The 15,254-nt window shown below is 64.7% G+C and carries 15 protein-coding genes; 5 read left to right on the plus strand and 10 right to left on the minus strand.

All coding sequences use genetic code 11. The annotated features are described in order from the left end of the window. Nucleotides 1–41: 41 nt before the first annotated feature. The 7 genes from gltA to SB786_RS10680 form a co-directional block, all read right to left on the minus strand. Complete coding sequence (gene gltA / locus SB786_RS10650) at nucleotides 42–1,343, minus strand: citrate synthase (protein WP_410727425.1); 1,302 nt, start codon at nucleotides 1,341–1,343, stop codon at nucleotides 42–44. Between the two features lie 53 nt (nucleotides 1,344–1,396). Beyond that, nucleotides 1,397–1,669, minus strand: coding sequence for a succinate dehydrogenase assembly factor 2 (locus SB786_RS10655; RefSeq protein WP_006756687.1), 273 nt, complete (start codon nucleotides 1,667–1,669; stop codon nucleotides 1,397–1,399). Nucleotides 1,670–1,681: 12 nt separating this feature from the next. Continuing rightward, nucleotides 1,682–2,383 (minus strand): succinate dehydrogenase iron-sulfur subunit, encoded by a 702-nt coding sequence (locus SB786_RS10660; protein ID WP_006479352.1) that lies wholly within the window; start codon nucleotides 2,381–2,383, stop codon nucleotides 1,682–1,684. Nucleotides 2,384–2,404: 21 nt separating this feature from the next. Continuing rightward, nucleotides 2,405–4,180 carry a succinate dehydrogenase flavoprotein subunit gene (sdhA, locus tag SB786_RS10665; RefSeq protein WP_410727426.1) on the minus strand — a complete coding sequence of 592 codons (1,776 nt, stop codon included), beginning with the start codon at nucleotides 4,178–4,180 and terminating at the stop codon, nucleotides 2,405–2,407. 3 nt (nucleotides 4,181–4,183) lie between these two features. Then, entirely contained in the window at nucleotides 4,184–4,552 is a 369-nt protein-coding gene (gene sdhD, locus SB786_RS10670) for a succinate dehydrogenase, hydrophobic membrane anchor protein (RefSeq protein ID WP_105831404.1), read from the minus strand. 4 nt (nucleotides 4,553–4,556) lie between these two features. Then, on the minus strand, nucleotides 4,557–4,973 hold the full coding sequence (sdhC, locus tag SB786_RS10675) for a succinate dehydrogenase, cytochrome b556 subunit (protein ID WP_410727427.1): 417 nt from the start codon (nucleotides 4,971–4,973) through the stop codon (nucleotides 4,557–4,559). A gap of 169 nt (nucleotides 4,974–5,142) precedes the next feature. After that, nucleotides 5,143–5,967 (minus strand): GntR family transcriptional regulator, encoded by an 825-nt coding sequence (locus SB786_RS10680; protein WP_011658350.1) that lies wholly within the window; start codon nucleotides 5,965–5,967, stop codon nucleotides 5,143–5,145. 288 nt (nucleotides 5,968–6,255) lie between these two features. Between SB786_RS10680 and SB786_RS10685 the strand changes: the two genes are divergently transcribed. The 5 genes from SB786_RS10685 to acnA all read left to right on the plus strand — a co-directional run bounded on the left by SB786_RS10685 (nucleotide 6,256) and on the right by acnA (nucleotide 13,410). Then, the gene (locus SB786_RS10685) at nucleotides 6,256–7,242 is read left to right on the plus strand and encodes a malate dehydrogenase (protein ID WP_006754984.1); all 987 of its coding nucleotides are present in this window, start codon (nucleotides 6,256–6,258) and stop codon (nucleotides 7,240–7,242) included. Nucleotides 7,243–7,429: 187 nt separating this feature from the next. Continuing rightward, on the plus strand, nucleotides 7,430–8,434 hold the full coding sequence (locus tag SB786_RS10690; RefSeq protein WP_410727428.1) for an HpcH/HpaI aldolase/citrate lyase family protein: 1,005 nt from the start codon (nucleotides 7,430–7,432) through the stop codon (nucleotides 8,432–8,434). Between the two features lie 223 nt (nucleotides 8,435–8,657). Further along, a complete protein-coding gene (locus SB786_RS10695; RefSeq protein WP_410727429.1) occupies nucleotides 8,658–9,167 on the plus strand; it encodes a hypothetical protein in 510 nt (169 codons plus the stop codon). A 21-nt stretch (nucleotides 9,168–9,188) separates the two neighbouring features. Further along, nucleotides 9,189–10,640, plus strand: coding sequence for a bifunctional 2-methylcitrate dehydratase/aconitate hydratase (locus SB786_RS10700; RefSeq protein WP_410727430.1), 1,452 nt, complete (start codon nucleotides 9,189–9,191; stop codon nucleotides 10,638–10,640). A 52-nt stretch (nucleotides 10,641–10,692) separates the two neighbouring features. Next, entirely contained in the window at nucleotides 10,693–13,410 is a 2,718-nt protein-coding gene (gene acnA, locus SB786_RS10705) for an aconitate hydratase AcnA (protein ID WP_410727431.1), read from the plus strand. Nucleotides 13,411–13,552: 142 nt separating this feature from the next. Here acnA and SB786_RS10710 read toward each other — a convergent pair whose 3' ends face one another. The 3 genes from SB786_RS10710 to SB786_RS10720 are packed head-to-tail and all read right to left on the minus strand — an operon-like array spanning nucleotide 13,553 to nucleotide 14,747. Further along, nucleotides 13,553–13,999 (minus strand): DUF1801 domain-containing protein, encoded by a 447-nt coding sequence (locus SB786_RS10710; protein WP_410727432.1) that lies wholly within the window; start codon nucleotides 13,997–13,999, stop codon nucleotides 13,553–13,555. Then, nucleotides 13,996–14,427 (minus strand): SRPBCC domain-containing protein, encoded by a 432-nt coding sequence (locus tag SB786_RS10715; RefSeq protein ID WP_175753443.1) that lies wholly within the window; start codon nucleotides 14,425–14,427, stop codon nucleotides 13,996–13,998. Before SB786_RS10715 ends, SB786_RS10710 begins: the two co-directional genes overlap by 4 nt. Continuing rightward, a complete protein-coding gene (locus SB786_RS10720; RefSeq protein ID WP_410727433.1) occupies nucleotides 14,424–14,747 on the minus strand; it encodes an ArsR/SmtB family transcription factor in 324 nt (107 codons plus the stop codon). Before SB786_RS10720 ends, SB786_RS10715 begins: the two co-directional genes overlap by 4 nt. Nucleotides 14,748–15,254 lie beyond the last annotated feature (507 nt).

The raw sequence follows: 15,254 nt of genomic DNA on the forward strand, positions 1-15,254 counted from the left end.
CGGACGCGAGCGGCCTGACGGCCGTTCGCGTCGCACACGACTTAACGTGCGTTGATCGGCTTCGCTTCGCGCGGCGCGTCGCCGATGAACAGCTGACGCGGACGGCCGATCTTCTGCTCCGGATCCGCAATCATTTCGTTCCACTGTGCGATCCAGCCGACCGTACGTGCCATCGCGAAGATACACGTGAACATCGACGTCGGGATGCCCAGCGCGCGCTGAACGATACCCGAGTAGAAGTCGACGTTCGGGTACAGCTTGCGCGACACGAAGTATTCGTCTTCCAGCGCGATCTTCTCGAGCTGCATCGCGAGCTTGAACAGCGGGTCGTCGTGCAGGCCCAGTTCGTTCAGCACTTCGTAGCACGTTTCGCGCATCAGCTTCGCACGCGGGTCGTAGTTCTTGTACACGCGGTGGCCGAAGCCCATCAGCTTCACGCCCGAATTCTTGTCCTTCACCTGCTTGATGAATTCGGGGATGTTGTCCGGCGAACCGATCTGCTCGAGCATGTTCAGCGCGGCTTCGTTCGCACCACCGTGCGCCGGACCCCACAGACACGCGATACCCGCAGCGATACACGCGAACGGGTTCGCGCCCGACGAGCCGGCCAGGCGGACCGTCGACGTCGATGCGTTCTGCTCGTGATCGGCGTGCAGGATCAGGATACGGTCGAGTGCGCGCACCAGCACGTCGTTGACCTTGTACTCTTCGCACGGGTTCGAGAACATCATGTGCATGAAGTTCGCGCTGTACGACAGTTCGTTCTTCGGATAAACGAACGGCTGGCCGATGCTGAACTTGTACGCCATCGCGACGAGCGTCGGCAGCTTCGCGATCATGCGGATCGCCGATACTTCACGGTGACGCGGATCGTTGATGTCGAGCGAGTCGTGATAGAACGCCGACAGCGCGCCGACGGCCGCCACCAGCACCGCCATCGGGTGCGCATCGCGACGGAAGCCACGGAAGAAGAAGTGCATCTGCTCGTGCACCATCGTGTGCTTCGTGACGGTGTCGACGAATTCCTTCTTTTGCGCCGCGTTCGGCAGCTCGCCCTTCAGCAGCAGGTAGCAGGACTCGAGAAAGTCGGCGTTCTGCGCGAGGTTGTCGATCGGGTAGCCGCGGTACAGCAGTTCGCCCTTGTCGCCGTCGATGTACGTGATCGCCGAATTACAAGCTGCCGTCGACATGAAACCCGGGTCGTAAGTAAACTTGCCGGTCTGGCCGTACAGCTTGCGGATGTCGATTACGTCCGGGCCCATCGTCCCCTTGTAGATCGGCATTTCGACGCTCGGCGAGTTGTCGCTGAACGATAGCGTGGCTTTAACATCAGACGGAGTCATGGCACATCCTCAATCGAAATAAAGAAACGGGATTCGATAACGGGCGTAACGCGTTACACGTTGCGCAGCATCTCCAACAGCCTGTGAATCTCAGGGCTGTTTAGGTCGCCCTCTGGTTCCTTGCGCGCGAGGAGCAAGTCCATCAGGTCGTTGTCGCTCAGATCGAGCAGGCGCGACAACGCGCCTACGTCTGCATCGGTGAGGTCATGCTCGTATCTGCCGAAGAAACGCTCGAAGATGATGTCGTTTTCCAGCAGACCCCGCCGCGCGCGCCAGCGGAGGCGCGCGCGACGGTGTGGGTCGGATTGATGCGAATCGTCGCTCATTGCAATCCGGCCTTAAACCGCGCGGCGAACCATCAGTTCCTTGATCTTGCCGATCGCCTTCGTCGGGTTCAGGCCCTTCGGGCAAACGTCGACGCAGTTCATGATCGTGTGGCAACGGAACAGACGGTACGGGTCTTCCAGGTTGTCGAGACGCTCGCCGGTGGCGGTGTCGCGACTATCCGCGATGAAGCGGTAAGCCTGCAGCAGGCCGGCCGGGCCGACGAACTTGTCCGGGTTCCACCAGAAGCTCGGGCACGACGTCGAGCAGCTCGCGCACAGAATGCACTCGTACACGCCGTCGAGCTCGTCGCGCTCTTCCGGCGACTGGAGGCGTTCCTTCTCCGGCGGCGGCGCGTCGTTGATCAGGTACGGCTTGATCGAGTGATACTGGTTGAAGAAGTGCGTCATGTCGACGATCAGGTCGCGCACGACGGGCAGGCCCGGCAGCGGGCGCAGCACGATCTTCTGCGGCAGGTCGTTCAGGTTCGTCAGGCACGCGAGACCGTTCTTGCCGTTGATGTTCATCGCGTCCGAACCGCACACGCCTTCACGGCACGAACGGCGGAACGACAGCGTCTCGTCCAGTGCCTTCAGCTTGACCAGTGCGTCGAGCAGCATGCGCTCATGCTGGATCTCGAGCTCGTACGTCTGCATGCGCGGCGCCGCGTCCTTGTCCGGATCGTAGCGGTAGACTTCAAAAATGCGTTTTGCCATTTCGGATTCCTTTGACTCGGCTTAGAACGTGCGCGGCTTCGGCGGCACGGATTCGACCGTCAGCGGCTTCATTTGAACCGGCTTGTAGTCGAGGCGATCGCCTTCGCTGTACCACAGCGTGTGGCGCAGCCAGTTGTCGTCGTCGCGGTGCTCGTAGTCGCTGTGGGCGTGTGCGCCACGGCTTTCCTTGCGCGCTTCCGCCGACACCATCGTCGCGCGGGCCACTTCGATCAGGTTCTCCAGCTCGAGCGCTTCGACGCGCGCGGTGTTGAACACCTTCGACTTGTCCTTCAGGTGGATGCTTTCCACGCGTGCCGCGAGGCCGGCCATCTGTTCGACGCCTTCCTTCAGCAGCGCCGACGTGCGGAACACGCCTGCATGCTTCTGCATCGTCGCGCGGATGTCGTTCGCGACGTCCTGCGTGTATTCGCCCGACGACGACTTGTCGAGCTTGTTCAGACGTGCCAGCGAGAATTCGCCCGCATCGGCCGGCAGAGGCTTGTGTTCCTTCTGGTTCTTCACATGCTCGACGATGTGGTTGCCGGCCGCACGGCCGAACACCACGAGGTCCAGCAGCGAGTTCGTGCCGAGGCGGTTCGCGCCGTGCACGGACACACACGAGCATTCGCCCACTGCGTAGAAGCCGTTGACCGGTTCCTTGTGATCGCGCGACGTGCCGACGACCTGACCGTGGATGTTGGTCGGGATGCCGCCCATCTGGTAGTGGATCGTCGGAACGACCGGGATCGGTTCCTTGATCGCGTCGACGTTCGCGAACTTCAGCGCGATTTCGCGGATCGACGGCAGACGCTTCATGATCGTCTCGGCGCCGATGTGCGACAGGTCGAGCAGCACGTGGTCCTTGTTCGGACCGACACCGCGGCCTTCCTTGATTTCCTGGTCCATCGAACGCGACACGAAGTCACGCGGCGCCAGATCCTTCAGCGTCGGTGCGTAGCGTTCCATGAAGCGCTCGCCGTTCGCGTTGCGCAGGATACCGCCTTCGCCGCGCACGCCTTCGGTGATCAGCACGCCCGCGCCGGCCACGCCGGTCGGGTGGAACTGCCAGAACTCCATGTCCTGCAGCGCGATGCCGGAACGCGCGGCCATGCCGAGGCCGTCGCCGGTGTTGATGAACGCATTGGTCGACGCCGCGAAGATCCGGCCTGCACCGCCCGTCGCGAACAGCGTCGTCTTGCCTTCCATGATGTAGACGTCGCCCGTCTCCATCTCGAGGGCCGTCACGCCGAGCACGTCGCCGTCCGCATCGCGGATCAGGTCGAGCGCCATCCATTCGACGAAGAACTGCGTCTTCGCTTCGACGTTCTGCTGGTACAGCGTGTGCAGCAACGCGTGACCGGTACGGTCGGCGGCCGCGCAAGCGCGCTGGACCGGCTTCTCGCCGTAGTTCGCGGTGTGGCCGCCGAACGGACGCTGGTAGATCGTGCCGTCCGCGTTACGGTCGAACGGCATGCCCAAGTGTTCCAGTTCGTACACGACGTTCGGTGCTTCGCGGCACATGAACTCGATCGCGTCCTGGTCGCCGAGCCAGTCGGAACCCTTGATCGTGTCGTAGAAGTGGAAGTGCCAGTTGTCTTCGCTCATGTTGCCGAGCGACGCGCCGATGCCGCCCTGTGCGGCCACCGTATGCGAACGGGTCGGGAACACCTTCGACAGCACGCCGACCGACAGGCCAGCGCGCGACAGTTGCAGCGCTGCGCGCAAGCCCGAGCCGCCCGCGCCGACGATCACCACGTCGAACTTGCGGCGCGGCAGGGAAGTTTTGATTGCAGCCATTCTTTACACTCTCCAGAGAATCTGCGCGGCGTAGCCCGCACATGCGAGCAGCCAGACGATGGTCAGCGATTGCAGCAGCAGGCGCACACCGACGGGCTTCACGTAGTCCATCCAGATGTCGCGCACGCCGACCCATGCGTGGTAGAAGAGGGAAAGCAGCGTCACGAAGGTCGCGAGCTTCATCCATTGCGCGGAGAAGATCGACGCCCAGCCTTCGTACGAGAAATCATGCGCGGCGAAGAACAGCGCGAGCAGAATGACCGTGTAGACCGCCATGATCGTGGCGGTGACGCGCTGCGCGAGCCAGTCGCGCAGGCCGTAGTGAGCGCCGACGACGAGGCGCTTCGAGCCGATTCGGTTATTGGCTGCCATTTTCTTAGAATGCTCCGAACAGTTTGAGTGCCATGGCGATCGTCAGCACGATCGAGACGACAAAGACGACGACTGCCGTCCGCTTGCCGCCTTCCTTCGAGACGGCGTCGTGGTTGACGTCCATCAGCAGGTGGCGAATGCCGGCGCAGAAATGGTGGAGGAACGCCCAGGACAGCGCGAGGACGATCAGCTTGACGACGATGTTGGAGAGGAAAGCCTTGAAGACTTCGAAGCTGAGCTCGGAGGTGAGGCTCTGATCGAAGAGGAACAGCAGAAACGGCAGGAACAGGAACAGCAGCGCGCCGCTGACTCGGTGGAGAATCGACAATATCGCAGCCAGAGGCATGCGGTATTTCAATGTGATGTCGCCGATTCCGATGTTCCGGTATTCCGGCCTCGGCTTTCTTACTGCGTCAGTCATGCTAGACCCCTACTATGTTGTCACACTAATCCGCGATTTTAGCGCCTTTTCATATCGCGCTGCAGCGAAAGTCTGCTCTGGATAGTTGCGCGAACACGAACAAAGGCGGCCCAAAACGTGCTTCGCGAGCGTCGGGAACGCGAATGCACCCGGCCTGAGCCGAACATCGTCAACTCAAGTCATTCTGATAGTAGTACCCGGTTGTGACATACCAGCCGCGCCGCACTTCCACCGGCCGGTCACCGTATGTGTAGGACACGCGCTCGACCGACAGCAACGGAAAACCCGCCGGCACGTGCAGCAGGTCGGCCACCGCCGGCTCCGCCGCGACCGCGCGGATCTTCTCCGTCGCGCGGATCATCCGCGTGCCGAACTCCGTCTCGAACATCGCGTAGAGCGGCCCCTTGTACTCGCTCAACCGCTCGAACGTGAGCCCGCGGAACATCGTGCCCGGCAGCCAGATCTCGTCGAGCACCGTCACTTCGCTGTCGAACTCCAGCAGGCGACGCACCTGCACGACCGGGTCGGCCGGCTTCAGGTCGAGTTGCCGAGCGATCTCGGCCGGCGCGCGCAGGCGCCGGCACTCGAGCAGCCGGCTCACGTGCGGATGCTCGGCACCGTCGTCGGCCAGGAGCCGCAGGAAGCGGAACTGCGCCCGATCCTCATTGTGCGTCGCAACAAACGTACCCTTGCCCTGCCGCCGGACCACGAGGTTTTCGGCGGCCAGCTCGTCGATCGCCTTGCGAACGGTGCCCTGGCTGACCTTGTAGCGGGCCGCGAGCTCCACTTCGCTCGGGATGATCTCGCCCGGCTTCCATTCACCGGATTCGAGACTCTGCGTGATCAATGACTTGATCTGCTGGTATAACGGACTGAAGGTCGGGGACGGCGAAGCGGCAGGCGCCGGCGCGGAATCGCCCGCGCCCGGCTGCCCTGGGCCGCCTGCGCCGGTTGGATTCGCGTTGTTCGCCTGGTTCGATGTCATGGCGCGCATTTCATCACAAACCGCGCTTTTTCGTCCACTCAAATTCCGCAAAACATCTGTCTTATATAAGACATATGATACCGTTTGACTTTGAGCGAGCCGACTCCTACACTCCGGGGCGAGCAAGGGTTCGCGGGTGCAAAATGCGTCCCCGGCTACGTGCCACGGCCGTCTCCAGGTTCACCGCGTCCGCCATTCGCGAGTCCTCCGCCCTGCTTCAATGCAACGCTACGCGTAACGCGCATAGAATGGCGTTTTGTCTAGCGTCCACCGCTTCACCCGTCCTGGAGATTTTCAATGGCTAAGCCCGCAAAGCGCGTTGCCGTCACCGGCGCCGCAGGTCAAATCGCATACTCCCTGCTGTTCCGCATCGCGAACGGCGACCTGCTCGGCAAGGACCAGCCGGTCATCCTGCAACTGCTCGACCTCCCGCAAGCCCAAGCCGCCGTCAAAGGCGTCGTGATGGAGCTCGACGATTGCGCGTTCCCGCTGCTCGCGGGCGTCGTGATCACCGACGATCCGAAAGTTGCATTCAAGGATGCAGACGTCGCTCTGCTGGTCGGCGCACGTCCGCGCTCGAAGGGCATGGAGCGCAAGGACCTGCTGTCGGCGAACGCCGAGATCTTCACGGTCCAGGGCGCCGCACTGAACGAAGTCGCGAGCCGCGACGTGAAGGTGCTGGTCGTCGGCAACCCGGCGAACACCAACGCGTACATCGCAATGAAGTCGGCACCGGATCTGCCGAAGAAGAACTTCACGGCAATGCTGCGCCTCGACCACAACCGCGCGCTGTCGCAGCTCGCCGCGAAGTCGGGCAAGCCGGTCGCGTCGATCGAGAAGCTCGCCGTGTGGGGCAACCACTCGCCGACGATGTACCCCGACTTCCGCTTCGCGACCGCCGAAGGCGAGTCGCTGCTGAAGCTGATCAACGACGACGTGTGGAACCGCGACACGTTCATCCCGACCGTCGGCAAGCGCGGCGCGGCGATCATCGAAGCGCGCGGCCTGTCGTCGGCAGCGTCGGCAGCCAACGCGGCGATCGACCACGTGCGTGACTGGGTCCTCGGCACGAACGGCAAGTGGGTCACGATGGGCATCCCGTCGGACGGCTCGTACGGCATCCCCGAAGACATCATCTACGGCGTGCCGGTCGTGTGCGAAAACGGCGAGTACAAGCGCGTCGAAGGCCTGGAAATCGACGCGTTCTCGCGCGAGAAGATGGACGGCACGCTGGCCGAGCTGCTCGAAGAGCGCGACGGCGTCGCCCACCTGCTGAAGAACTGAGCAGGCCGCATGATGGCCGGGCCGCCTCCGGGCGGGCCGGTCACGGCACGGGCGGCGGGCCTGCAGCCGGCCCCACCGCCCGATCCGATCCGGGCACGTTTTGCCGCTCCAGGCGCCCCGCGCGCCGGCCCAGAACGCGCCCGAATCCGATTTTCTCCACGTTGCCCGCTTCCTGGACGTAGAAGAGATGTCCGCGCTCACTCCTGCTCAAGTGCTGTACGACGGGGCGTCCCCGCCCGCGATCCTGCCCTGCTGCGATCACTACGCGGGCAGCGAGAAGCTGATGCGCAAGTCGCTCGCGCTCCAGGCCGAACTCGGCCCCGTGTTCGACATCACGCTCGACTGCGAGGACGGCGCGGCCGTCGGCCAGGAAGCCGCGCACGCGCAGCTCGTCGCCGAGCTCCTCGGCAGCGCCGAGAACCGCTTCAGGCGGGTCGGCGTGCGCATCCACGACTTTTCCCATCCCCACTGGCGGGACGACGTGCGCATCGTGCTGCGCGCCGCGCGCGCACCGGCCTACGTCACGCTGCCGAAGATCGCGAGCGCCGCCGATGCGGCCGAGATGGTCGCGTTCATCGAAGGCACGCGCCGCGAGCTCGGCCTCGCGCAGCCGATCCCCGTCGACGTGCTGGTCGAGACGCACGGCGCGCTCGCGCAGGCGGCCGCCCTCGCCGCGCTGCCGCTGGTCGGCACGCTGAGCTTCGGGCTGATGGACTTCGTGTCCGCCCATCACGGCGCGATTCCCGATACGGCGATGCGCTCGCCCGGCCAGTTCGACCACCCGCTCGTGCGCCGCGCGAAGCTGGAAATTGCCGCGGCCTGCCACGCGCACGGCAAGACACCGTCACACAATGTCACAACCGAGGTGCGCGACATCGCAGTCGTCGCCGGCGACGCGCGCCGCGCGCGCGACGAGTTCGCGTTCACGCGGATGTGGAGCATCCACCCCGCGCAGATCCCCCCGATCGTCAACGCATTCGCGCCGCGCACCGATGAAGTCGCACTGGCCGCGCAGATCCTGCTGGCCGCGCAGGCCGCCGACTGGGGGCCGACGCGCCACGGCGATACGCTGCACGACCGCGCGAGCTACCGCTATTACTGGTCGGTGCTGCGCCGCGCGCGGGCGACCGGCCAGCCGGTGCCGGCCGAGGCCGCGCCGCTGTTCGGCCCGGCCGCCGGACACACGCGGTGAGCGCGCACCGACACACGAATTTCATCGAATCGCCGGGGCGTGAACCCGACACAGGTTTGCGAAACGACAAAAAACGTAACGGAGCCCGAAAACCTGAAATATGCGCGGCCAAATAGGTGAAAATAGCGGCCGCTGCGCGCTTCCGGGGCGCGTGCAGTTTCAAACCGGCCGGCGGCTTCGATCGCCGGCCCTTGTCAACTGATAATCGAAAGGTTCTGACTCCATGAAGAAACTCCTGATCGCTACCGCCATCGGCGCGTTGTCCGCCACGATGCTGGTGCCGGCTCCGAGCGCGTTCGCCCAGGGTACGGCGACGACCGCGAAGAAGACGGCCAAGCGCCCGGCGCCGGCCAAGCGCATCATCCCGCGCAGCAAGAAGGCGCAGGCGCGCGCGGCTGCCAAGGTCGATTCGGTACCGGAAGGCGCGGTCAAGTGGTCCTGTAAGGATGGTCTGTCGTTCGACCTCGCCGGCGACATGAAGCGCGACCAGCTCGTCACGGTTCACTGGGCGAAGCGGAACTACAAGCTGCCGCGGGAAGCCACGACGACGGGCGCCGACACGTTCTACGATCCGGCAGCCGGCTTCAAGCTGGTCGTGATTCCGAGCAAGGCGATGCTGTTCTCCGACGCAAACGGCGGCGAGCGCCTCGCGGACGAATGCGTGACGCCGGAAATGGCGCAAGGCACCGCGGCGCCGACGCAGTCGAACGAGCTGAAGCCGGCAACGAACTAAGCGCGTTCCCCCGGCCCCTCGATGTCCGCCCCGGTCTCCAACGTCCGCCCTGCTCCGGATACGGTACTCGTCGATATCGTCGACTACGTGCTGAACACCGGCATCGACAGCGCGCTCGCGCTGGAGACGGCGCGTCATTGCCTGATCGACACGCTCGGATGCGGACTCGAGGCGCTGTCCTATCCCGCCTGCACCAAGCTGCTCGGCCCCGTCGTGCCCGGCACGATCGTGCCGAACGGCGCGAAGGTGCCCGGCACGTCCTTCCAGCTCGATCCCGTCCAGGCCGCGTTCGACATCGGCGCGATGATCCGCTGGCTGGACTTCAACGACACCTGGCTCGCCGCCGAATGGGGTCATCCGTCCGACAATCTCGGCGGGATCCTGGCGACGGCCGACTGGCTGTCCCGCACGGCCGTCGCGGCCGTCGGGAAGCCGCTTGCCATGCGCGACGTGCTCGTCGCGATGATCCAGGCCCACGAGATCCAGGGCTGCCTCGCACTCGAGAATTCGTTCAACGCGGTCGGGCTCGACCACGTGCTGCTCGTGAAGGTCGCGTCGACCGCCGTCGTCGGCCGCCTGCTCGGGCTCACGCGCGACGAGCTGATCAACGCGGTGTCCAACGCGTTCGTCGACGGTCAAGCGCTGCGCACCTACCGCCACGCGCCGAACACCGGTTCGCGCAAGTCATGGGCGGCAGGCGACGCGACGTCCCGCGCGGTGCGCCTCGCGCTGATCGCGAAAACGGGTGAAATGGGCTATCCGTCGGCGCTCACCGCAAAGACCTGGGGCTTCTACGACGTGCTGTTCGACGGGCAGCCGTTCCGCTTCCAGCGCCCGTACGGCACGTACGTGATGGAGAACGTGCTGTTCAAGATCGCGTTCCCGGCCGAATTCCACGCGCAGACGGCCGCCGAGGCCGCGCTGCAGTTGCACGCCCAGCTCGCCGCGACGGGCCGCACGACCGACGACATCAGCCGGATCACGATCCGCACGCACGCGGCCGCGCTGCGCATCATCGACAAGCAGGGCCCGCTCGCGAATCCGGCCGATCGCGATCACTGCATCCAGTACATGGTCGCCGTGCCGCTGCTGTTCGGCCGGCTGACCGCGGCCGATTACGAAGACGCGGTCGCCGCCGATCCGCGCATCGACGCGCTGCGCGCGAAAACCGTGTGCGTCGAGGATCCGCAGTTCACGAAGGATTACCATGACCCGGCCAAGCGATCGATCGCGAATGCGCTGACGATCGAATTCGCGGACGGGTCGAAGCTTGCCGAAGTGGCGATCGAATACCCGCTCGGCCACCGGCGGCGCCGCACGGACGGCATCCCGCTGCTGGTCGAGAAGTTCAGGACCAACCTCGCCCGCCGCTTTCCGGCCAGACAGCAACAAGCGATTCTCGACGTGTCGCTGGACCAGGCAAAGCTCGAAGCAATGCCGGTCGATGAATACGTCGATCTGTATGTGATATAGCCGTCATCTACAGGACTCTTTGTTTCCTAGCCTTAAACCCAGGAAAATCACCATGGCCCACAATCTCCACAAGACCCTCAAGGAATTCGACAGCGGTTCCGGCAAAGGCAAGTTCTACTCGCTGCCGCAACTCGGCAAGGAGCTGAAGACGAAGATCGAGCGCCTGCCGGTGTCGATCCGTATCGTGCTCGAGTCCGTGCTGCGCAACTACGACGGCAAGAAGATCACCGAAGAACACATCGAGCAGCTTGCGAACTGGAAGCCGACCGCGAAGCGCGTCGACGAGATTCCGTTCGTGGTGTCGCGCGTCGTGCTGCAGGACTTCACGGGCGTGCCGCTGCTCGCCGACATCGCGGCCATGCGCGGCGTCGCCGAGCGTTCGGGCAAGAACCCGAAGAAGATCGAGCCGCTGGTTCCGGTCGATCTCGTCGTCGACCACTCGGTCCAGATCGACTACTTCCGCCAGAAGGACGCGCTCGACCTGAACATGAAGCTGGAATTCCAGCGCAACAACGAACGCTACCAGTTCATGAAGTGGGGCATGCAGGCGTTCGACACGTTCAAGGTCGTGCCGCCGGGCGTCGGCATCGTCCACCAGGTGAACCTCGAGTATCTCGCGCGCGGCGTCCACAAGAAGGCGGACGGCGGCGACACCGTGTACTACCCGGACACCCTCGTCGGCACGGACAGCCACACGACGATGATCAACGGCATCGGCGTGGTCGGCTGGGGCGTGGGCGGCATCGAGGCCGAAGCCGGCATGCTCGGCCAGCCGGTGTACTTCCTGACGCCGGACGTCGTCGGCGTCGAGCTGAAGGGCAAGCTGCGCGAAGGCGTGACGGCCACCGACCTGGTGCTGACGATCACCGAAATGCTGCGCAAGGAAAAGGTCGTCGGCAAGTTCGTCGAATTCTTCGGCGAAGGCACGCGCTCGCTGTCGCTGCCGGACCGCGCCACGATCGGCAACATGGCGCCGGAATACGGCGCGACGATGGGCTTCTTCCCGGTCGACGAAAAGACCATCGACTACTTCGAAGGCACGGGCCGCACGAAGGCGGAAATCGCCGCCTTCGAGAACTACTTCAAGGCACAGAATCTGTTCGGCATTCCGCAGGCCGGCGACATCGACTACACGAAGACGGTGACGCTCGACCTGGCGACGGTCGCCCCGTCGCTGGCAGGCCCGAAGCGCCCGCAGGACCGCATCGAGATCGGCAACGTCAAGTCGACGTTCACCGACCTGTTCTCGAAGCCGGTCGCGGAAAACGGCTTCGCGAAGAAGGCGGAAGAACTGAACACGCAGTACACGACGACCAACGGCGTCGACGTGAAGAACGGCGACGTGCTGATCGCCGCGATCACGTCATGCACGAACACGTCGAACCCGAGCGTGCTGCTGGCCGCCGGCCTGCTCGCGAAGAAGGCCGTCGAAGCCGGCCTCACCGTCGCGCCGCACATCAAGACGTCGCTCGCGCCGGGATCGCGCATCGTCACCGAGTACCTGACGAAGACGGGCCTGCTGCCCTACCTCGCGAAGCTCGGCTTCGAAGTCGCCGCCTACGGCTGCACGACCTGTATCGGCAACGCGGGCGACCTGACGCCGGAACTGAACGAAGCGATCACGAAGAACGACATCGTCGCGGCAGCGGTGCTGTCGGGCAACCGCAACTTCGAAGCGCGTATCCACCCGAACATCCGCGCGAACTTCCTCGCGTCGCCGCCGCTCGTCGTCGCATACGCGATCGCCGGCAACATCACGCGCGACCTGATGACCGAGCCGGTCGGCAAGGGCAAGGACGGCTACGACATCTACCTCGGCGACATCTGGCCGACGAGCGAGGAAATCCACGCGCTGCTCAAGTTCGCGCTCGACCCGAAGAAGTTCGAGGACAACTACTCGAAGCTGACCAAGAAGGGCGACCTCTGGAGCAAGATCGAGGGCGAAACGGGCCAGGTCTACGACTGGCCGAAGTCGACCTACATCGCGGAGCCGCCGTTCTTCGGCAACGACTTCTCGATGGAGCCGGCCGCTTCGATCCCGACGGTCAAGGGCGCGCGCGCACTGGGCATCTTCGGTGACTCGGTCACGACCGACCACATCAGCCCGGCAGGCTCGATCAAGGAAGACTCGCCGGCAGGCAAGTGGCTGAAGGAGAACGGCGTGCAGAAGGCCGACTTCAACAGCTACGGCTCGCGCCGCGGCAACCACGACGTGATGATGCGCGGCACGTTCGCGAACGTCCGGATCAAGAACCTGATGATCCCGGTGAAGGCAGACGGCTCGCGCGTCGAAGGCGGTCTGACGATCCACCAGCCGAGCGGCGAACAGCTGTCGATCTACGACGCCGCAATGCGCTACGTCGGCGCCGACACGCCGACCGTCGTGTTCGCGGGCGAGGAGTACGGCACGGGCTCGTCGCGCGACTGGGCCGCGAAGGGCACGCAACTGCTCGGCGTGAAGGCCGTGATCGCACGCAGCTTCGAGCGGATCCACCGCTCGAACCTGGTCGGCATGGGCGTGCTGCCGCTGCAGTTCAAGGGTGCGGACAGCATCCAGTCGCTCGGCATCACCGGCGAAGAGACCTACGACATCGAAGGCCTCGGCGACGACTTCAAGCCGCAGCAGGACGTCACGCTCGTGATCCACCGCAAGAACGGCGAAACGCAGCGCGTGCCGGTGCTGCTGCGCATCGATACGCCGATCGAAGTCGACTACTACAAGCACGGCGGTATCCTGCCGTTCGTGCTGCGCTCGCTGCTCGCAGCGTAAGCGTCCTGCTTTTGCAGGTGCCGCAGCCGCCTCGCGGCGGTTGCGGCCGATTTGAATGCCCGACCTCGTGTCGGGCTTTTTTTGCCTGTCGGTCGGCAGCGGGAAGGCGGCGGCCGGGCTGTGCGCCCGGTGTGCCCGCGCGTCATGCGGCCTTGTCGGCTCGCGCTTTCGCGCCGGCGCCGGCGCCGGTGCGGGCGTTCTTCTTCAGGTGCGCGCGGTTGTAGTCGATCGCGGCGCGAACGAGCCGCTTCAGCCCCCGCTTGTCGAGCTTGTCGCCTTCGAAGAAATCGATCGCGCGCCGCGCATTGCCGTCGAGGCCATCATTGAACAGCCCGTCGGGATCGGGCAGATGCGCGCCGTGCATGAAGGTCAGCTTCACCTTGCCCTTGTGCGCGTTCGCGACCGCGATCATCCCGTCGCACCCCCACACGGGGCTGCCCATCCATTTCCATTCCTCGACGATGCCGTCGTCGACGGCGAGGATCGTCTCGCGCAACTCGGCGAACGTCTTGCCGCGCCAGTCGGCGATCCCCGCGATCAGCGCATCGATACGGGCCGACGGCGGGAGGCCCGGGTCGGACGCGCTCATGCCCGGCCCTCCTCGTCTTCATCGGCACGCGCGAGCACCTGTTCGAGCGACTCGAAGAACCGCACCCAGCCGTGCTGCGCACCGCGGTATGCCTGTTCCTGATCGGCGCGGAAGCCGGCCTGCTCCATGCGCAACAGCGTGCCGCTCGGCGTGGGCGTGAGCGTCCATGTGACGACGCTTTCCAGGCCATACGCGGCCCACGTGTAGGACAGCACGCGCTGCGGTTCGATCGTCAGCAACGTGCAGTCGACCGAACCCCAGTCCGCGTGAAAGCTGAACGCGCGCCCCGCGACGGGCTCGAAATCGCTCTTCATCAGCCACGCCTCGATCAGGTGCGGTTGCGTGAGCGCGCGCCAGATCTTCTCCGGCGAATGCGACAGTTCCCGTTCGACGACGACGGTGCGTGTTTCGGAAGTGGGCTGGTTCATTGATCCATCCTTGTCAGCAGATCTTCGAGAGCGTCGAACCGGTTCTGCCAGAAGCCTGCCATCTGGCTGGTCCAGTCGATCAACGGAGTCAGCGCCTGCGGCTGCGCGCTGTAGTGCGTCTGCCGGCCTGCGTGACGGTCGCTGACGAGCCCGGCCTGCTTCAGTACACCCAGATGCTTCGATACCGCCGGCTGCGACACGCCTGCATGGGCCGTCAGCGCGGCCACCGTCAGCTCGCCCTGCTCGCACAGCCGCTCGAAGAGCGCGCGGCGCGTCGGATCGGCAAGTGTCCTGAACAGCATGTCGTGAGTGTTTTGCATGGTCTAATCAATAACCCGATGGTTATGAATCGAAGGATAGCCGCGCAATGGTCCGCGTCAAGGAAGGATTGCGCGGGGATCGTCGTTCGATCCTTCCGCGTGTGCGTTCGCCGCGGCAGGCCGAACGGCGGCGCACCGGCGCGCGACGGACCTCGAGCGCGCGTCGCGCCCGCGCCGCCGCATGAATTCGAGTCTTTCCTCTAATCGGCTCACCCGGCCCGCGAACCGAAAGCACGCTGCAAGACTCGGCAACGCGCTGTTCCACAGTTCGGGAAAGGCGCGCGATCGACCGGCCCTGTTTTCGTGCATCCGCGCATTCGGACGTCGTCGCGCGGGTGCCGCGGCGACACTTGACCACATAGTGCGACGCGCGACCCGTCCGGCCCCGATCGCGGCCAATGTGCTCGCGCGGCGCTGCGCTCCGCAATCGCGCGCATTCCGGTACCGCAACGAACGACGCGTGCGTTCAAACGTCGTCGACCGTCACGCGAGCGCGCAGCGAACCGG

The sequence above is a fragment of the Burkholderia sp. SIMBA_062 genome, from assembly GCF_046534765.1.
Lineage (GTDB): Bacteria > Pseudomonadota > Gammaproteobacteria > Burkholderiales > Burkholderiaceae > Burkholderia > Burkholderia ambifaria.

What these genes read in the sequence shown, in the direction of transcription:
- gltA (WP_410727425.1), bottom strand. Translation starts at nt 1,343, where the DNA reads ATGACTCCGTCTGATGTTAAAGCCACGCTATCGTTCAGCGACAACTCG.
- SB786_RS10655 (WP_006756687.1), bottom strand. Translation starts at nt 1,669, where the DNA reads ATGAGCGACGATTCGCATCAATCCGACCCACACCGTCGCGCGCGCCTC.
- SB786_RS10660 (WP_006479352.1), bottom strand. Translation starts at nt 2,383, where the DNA reads ATGGCAAAACGCATTTTTGAAGTCTACCGCTACGATCCGGACAAGGAC.
- sdhA (WP_410727426.1), bottom strand. Translation starts at nt 4,180, where the DNA reads ATGGCTGCAATCAAAACTTCCCTGCCGCGCCGCAAGTTCGACGTGGTG.
- sdhD (WP_105831404.1), bottom strand. Translation starts at nt 4,552, where the DNA reads ATGGCAGCCAATAACCGAATCGGCTCGAAGCGCCTCGTCGTCGGCGCT.
- sdhC (WP_410727427.1), bottom strand. Translation starts at nt 4,973, where the DNA reads ATGACTGACGCAGTAAGAAAGCCGAGGCCGGAATACCGGAACATCGGA.
- SB786_RS10680 (WP_011658350.1), bottom strand. Translation starts at nt 5,967, where the DNA reads ATGCGCGCCATGACATCGAACCAGGCGAACAACGCGAATCCAACCGGC.
- SB786_RS10685 (WP_006754984.1), top strand. Translation starts at nt 6,256, where the DNA reads ATGGCTAAGCCCGCAAAGCGCGTTGCCGTCACCGGCGCCGCAGGTCAA.
- SB786_RS10690 (WP_410727428.1), top strand. Translation starts at nt 7,430, where the DNA reads ATGTCCGCGCTCACTCCTGCTCAAGTGCTGTACGACGGGGCGTCCCCG.
- SB786_RS10695 (WP_410727429.1), top strand. Translation starts at nt 8,658, where the DNA reads ATGAAGAAACTCCTGATCGCTACCGCCATCGGCGCGTTGTCCGCCACG.
- SB786_RS10700 (WP_410727430.1), top strand. Translation starts at nt 9,189, where the DNA reads ATGTCCGCCCCGGTCTCCAACGTCCGCCCTGCTCCGGATACGGTACTC.
- acnA (WP_410727431.1), top strand. Translation starts at nt 10,693, where the DNA reads ATGGCCCACAATCTCCACAAGACCCTCAAGGAATTCGACAGCGGTTCC.
- SB786_RS10710 (WP_410727432.1), bottom strand. Translation starts at nt 13,999, where the DNA reads ATGAGCGCGTCCGACCCGGGCCTCCCGCCGTCGGCCCGTATCGATGCG.
- SB786_RS10715 (WP_175753443.1), bottom strand. Translation starts at nt 14,427, where the DNA reads ATGAACCAGCCCACTTCCGAAACACGCACCGTCGTCGTCGAACGGGAA.
- SB786_RS10720 (WP_410727433.1), bottom strand. Translation starts at nt 14,747, where the DNA reads ATGCAAAACACTCACGACATGCTGTTCAGGACACTTGCCGATCCGACG.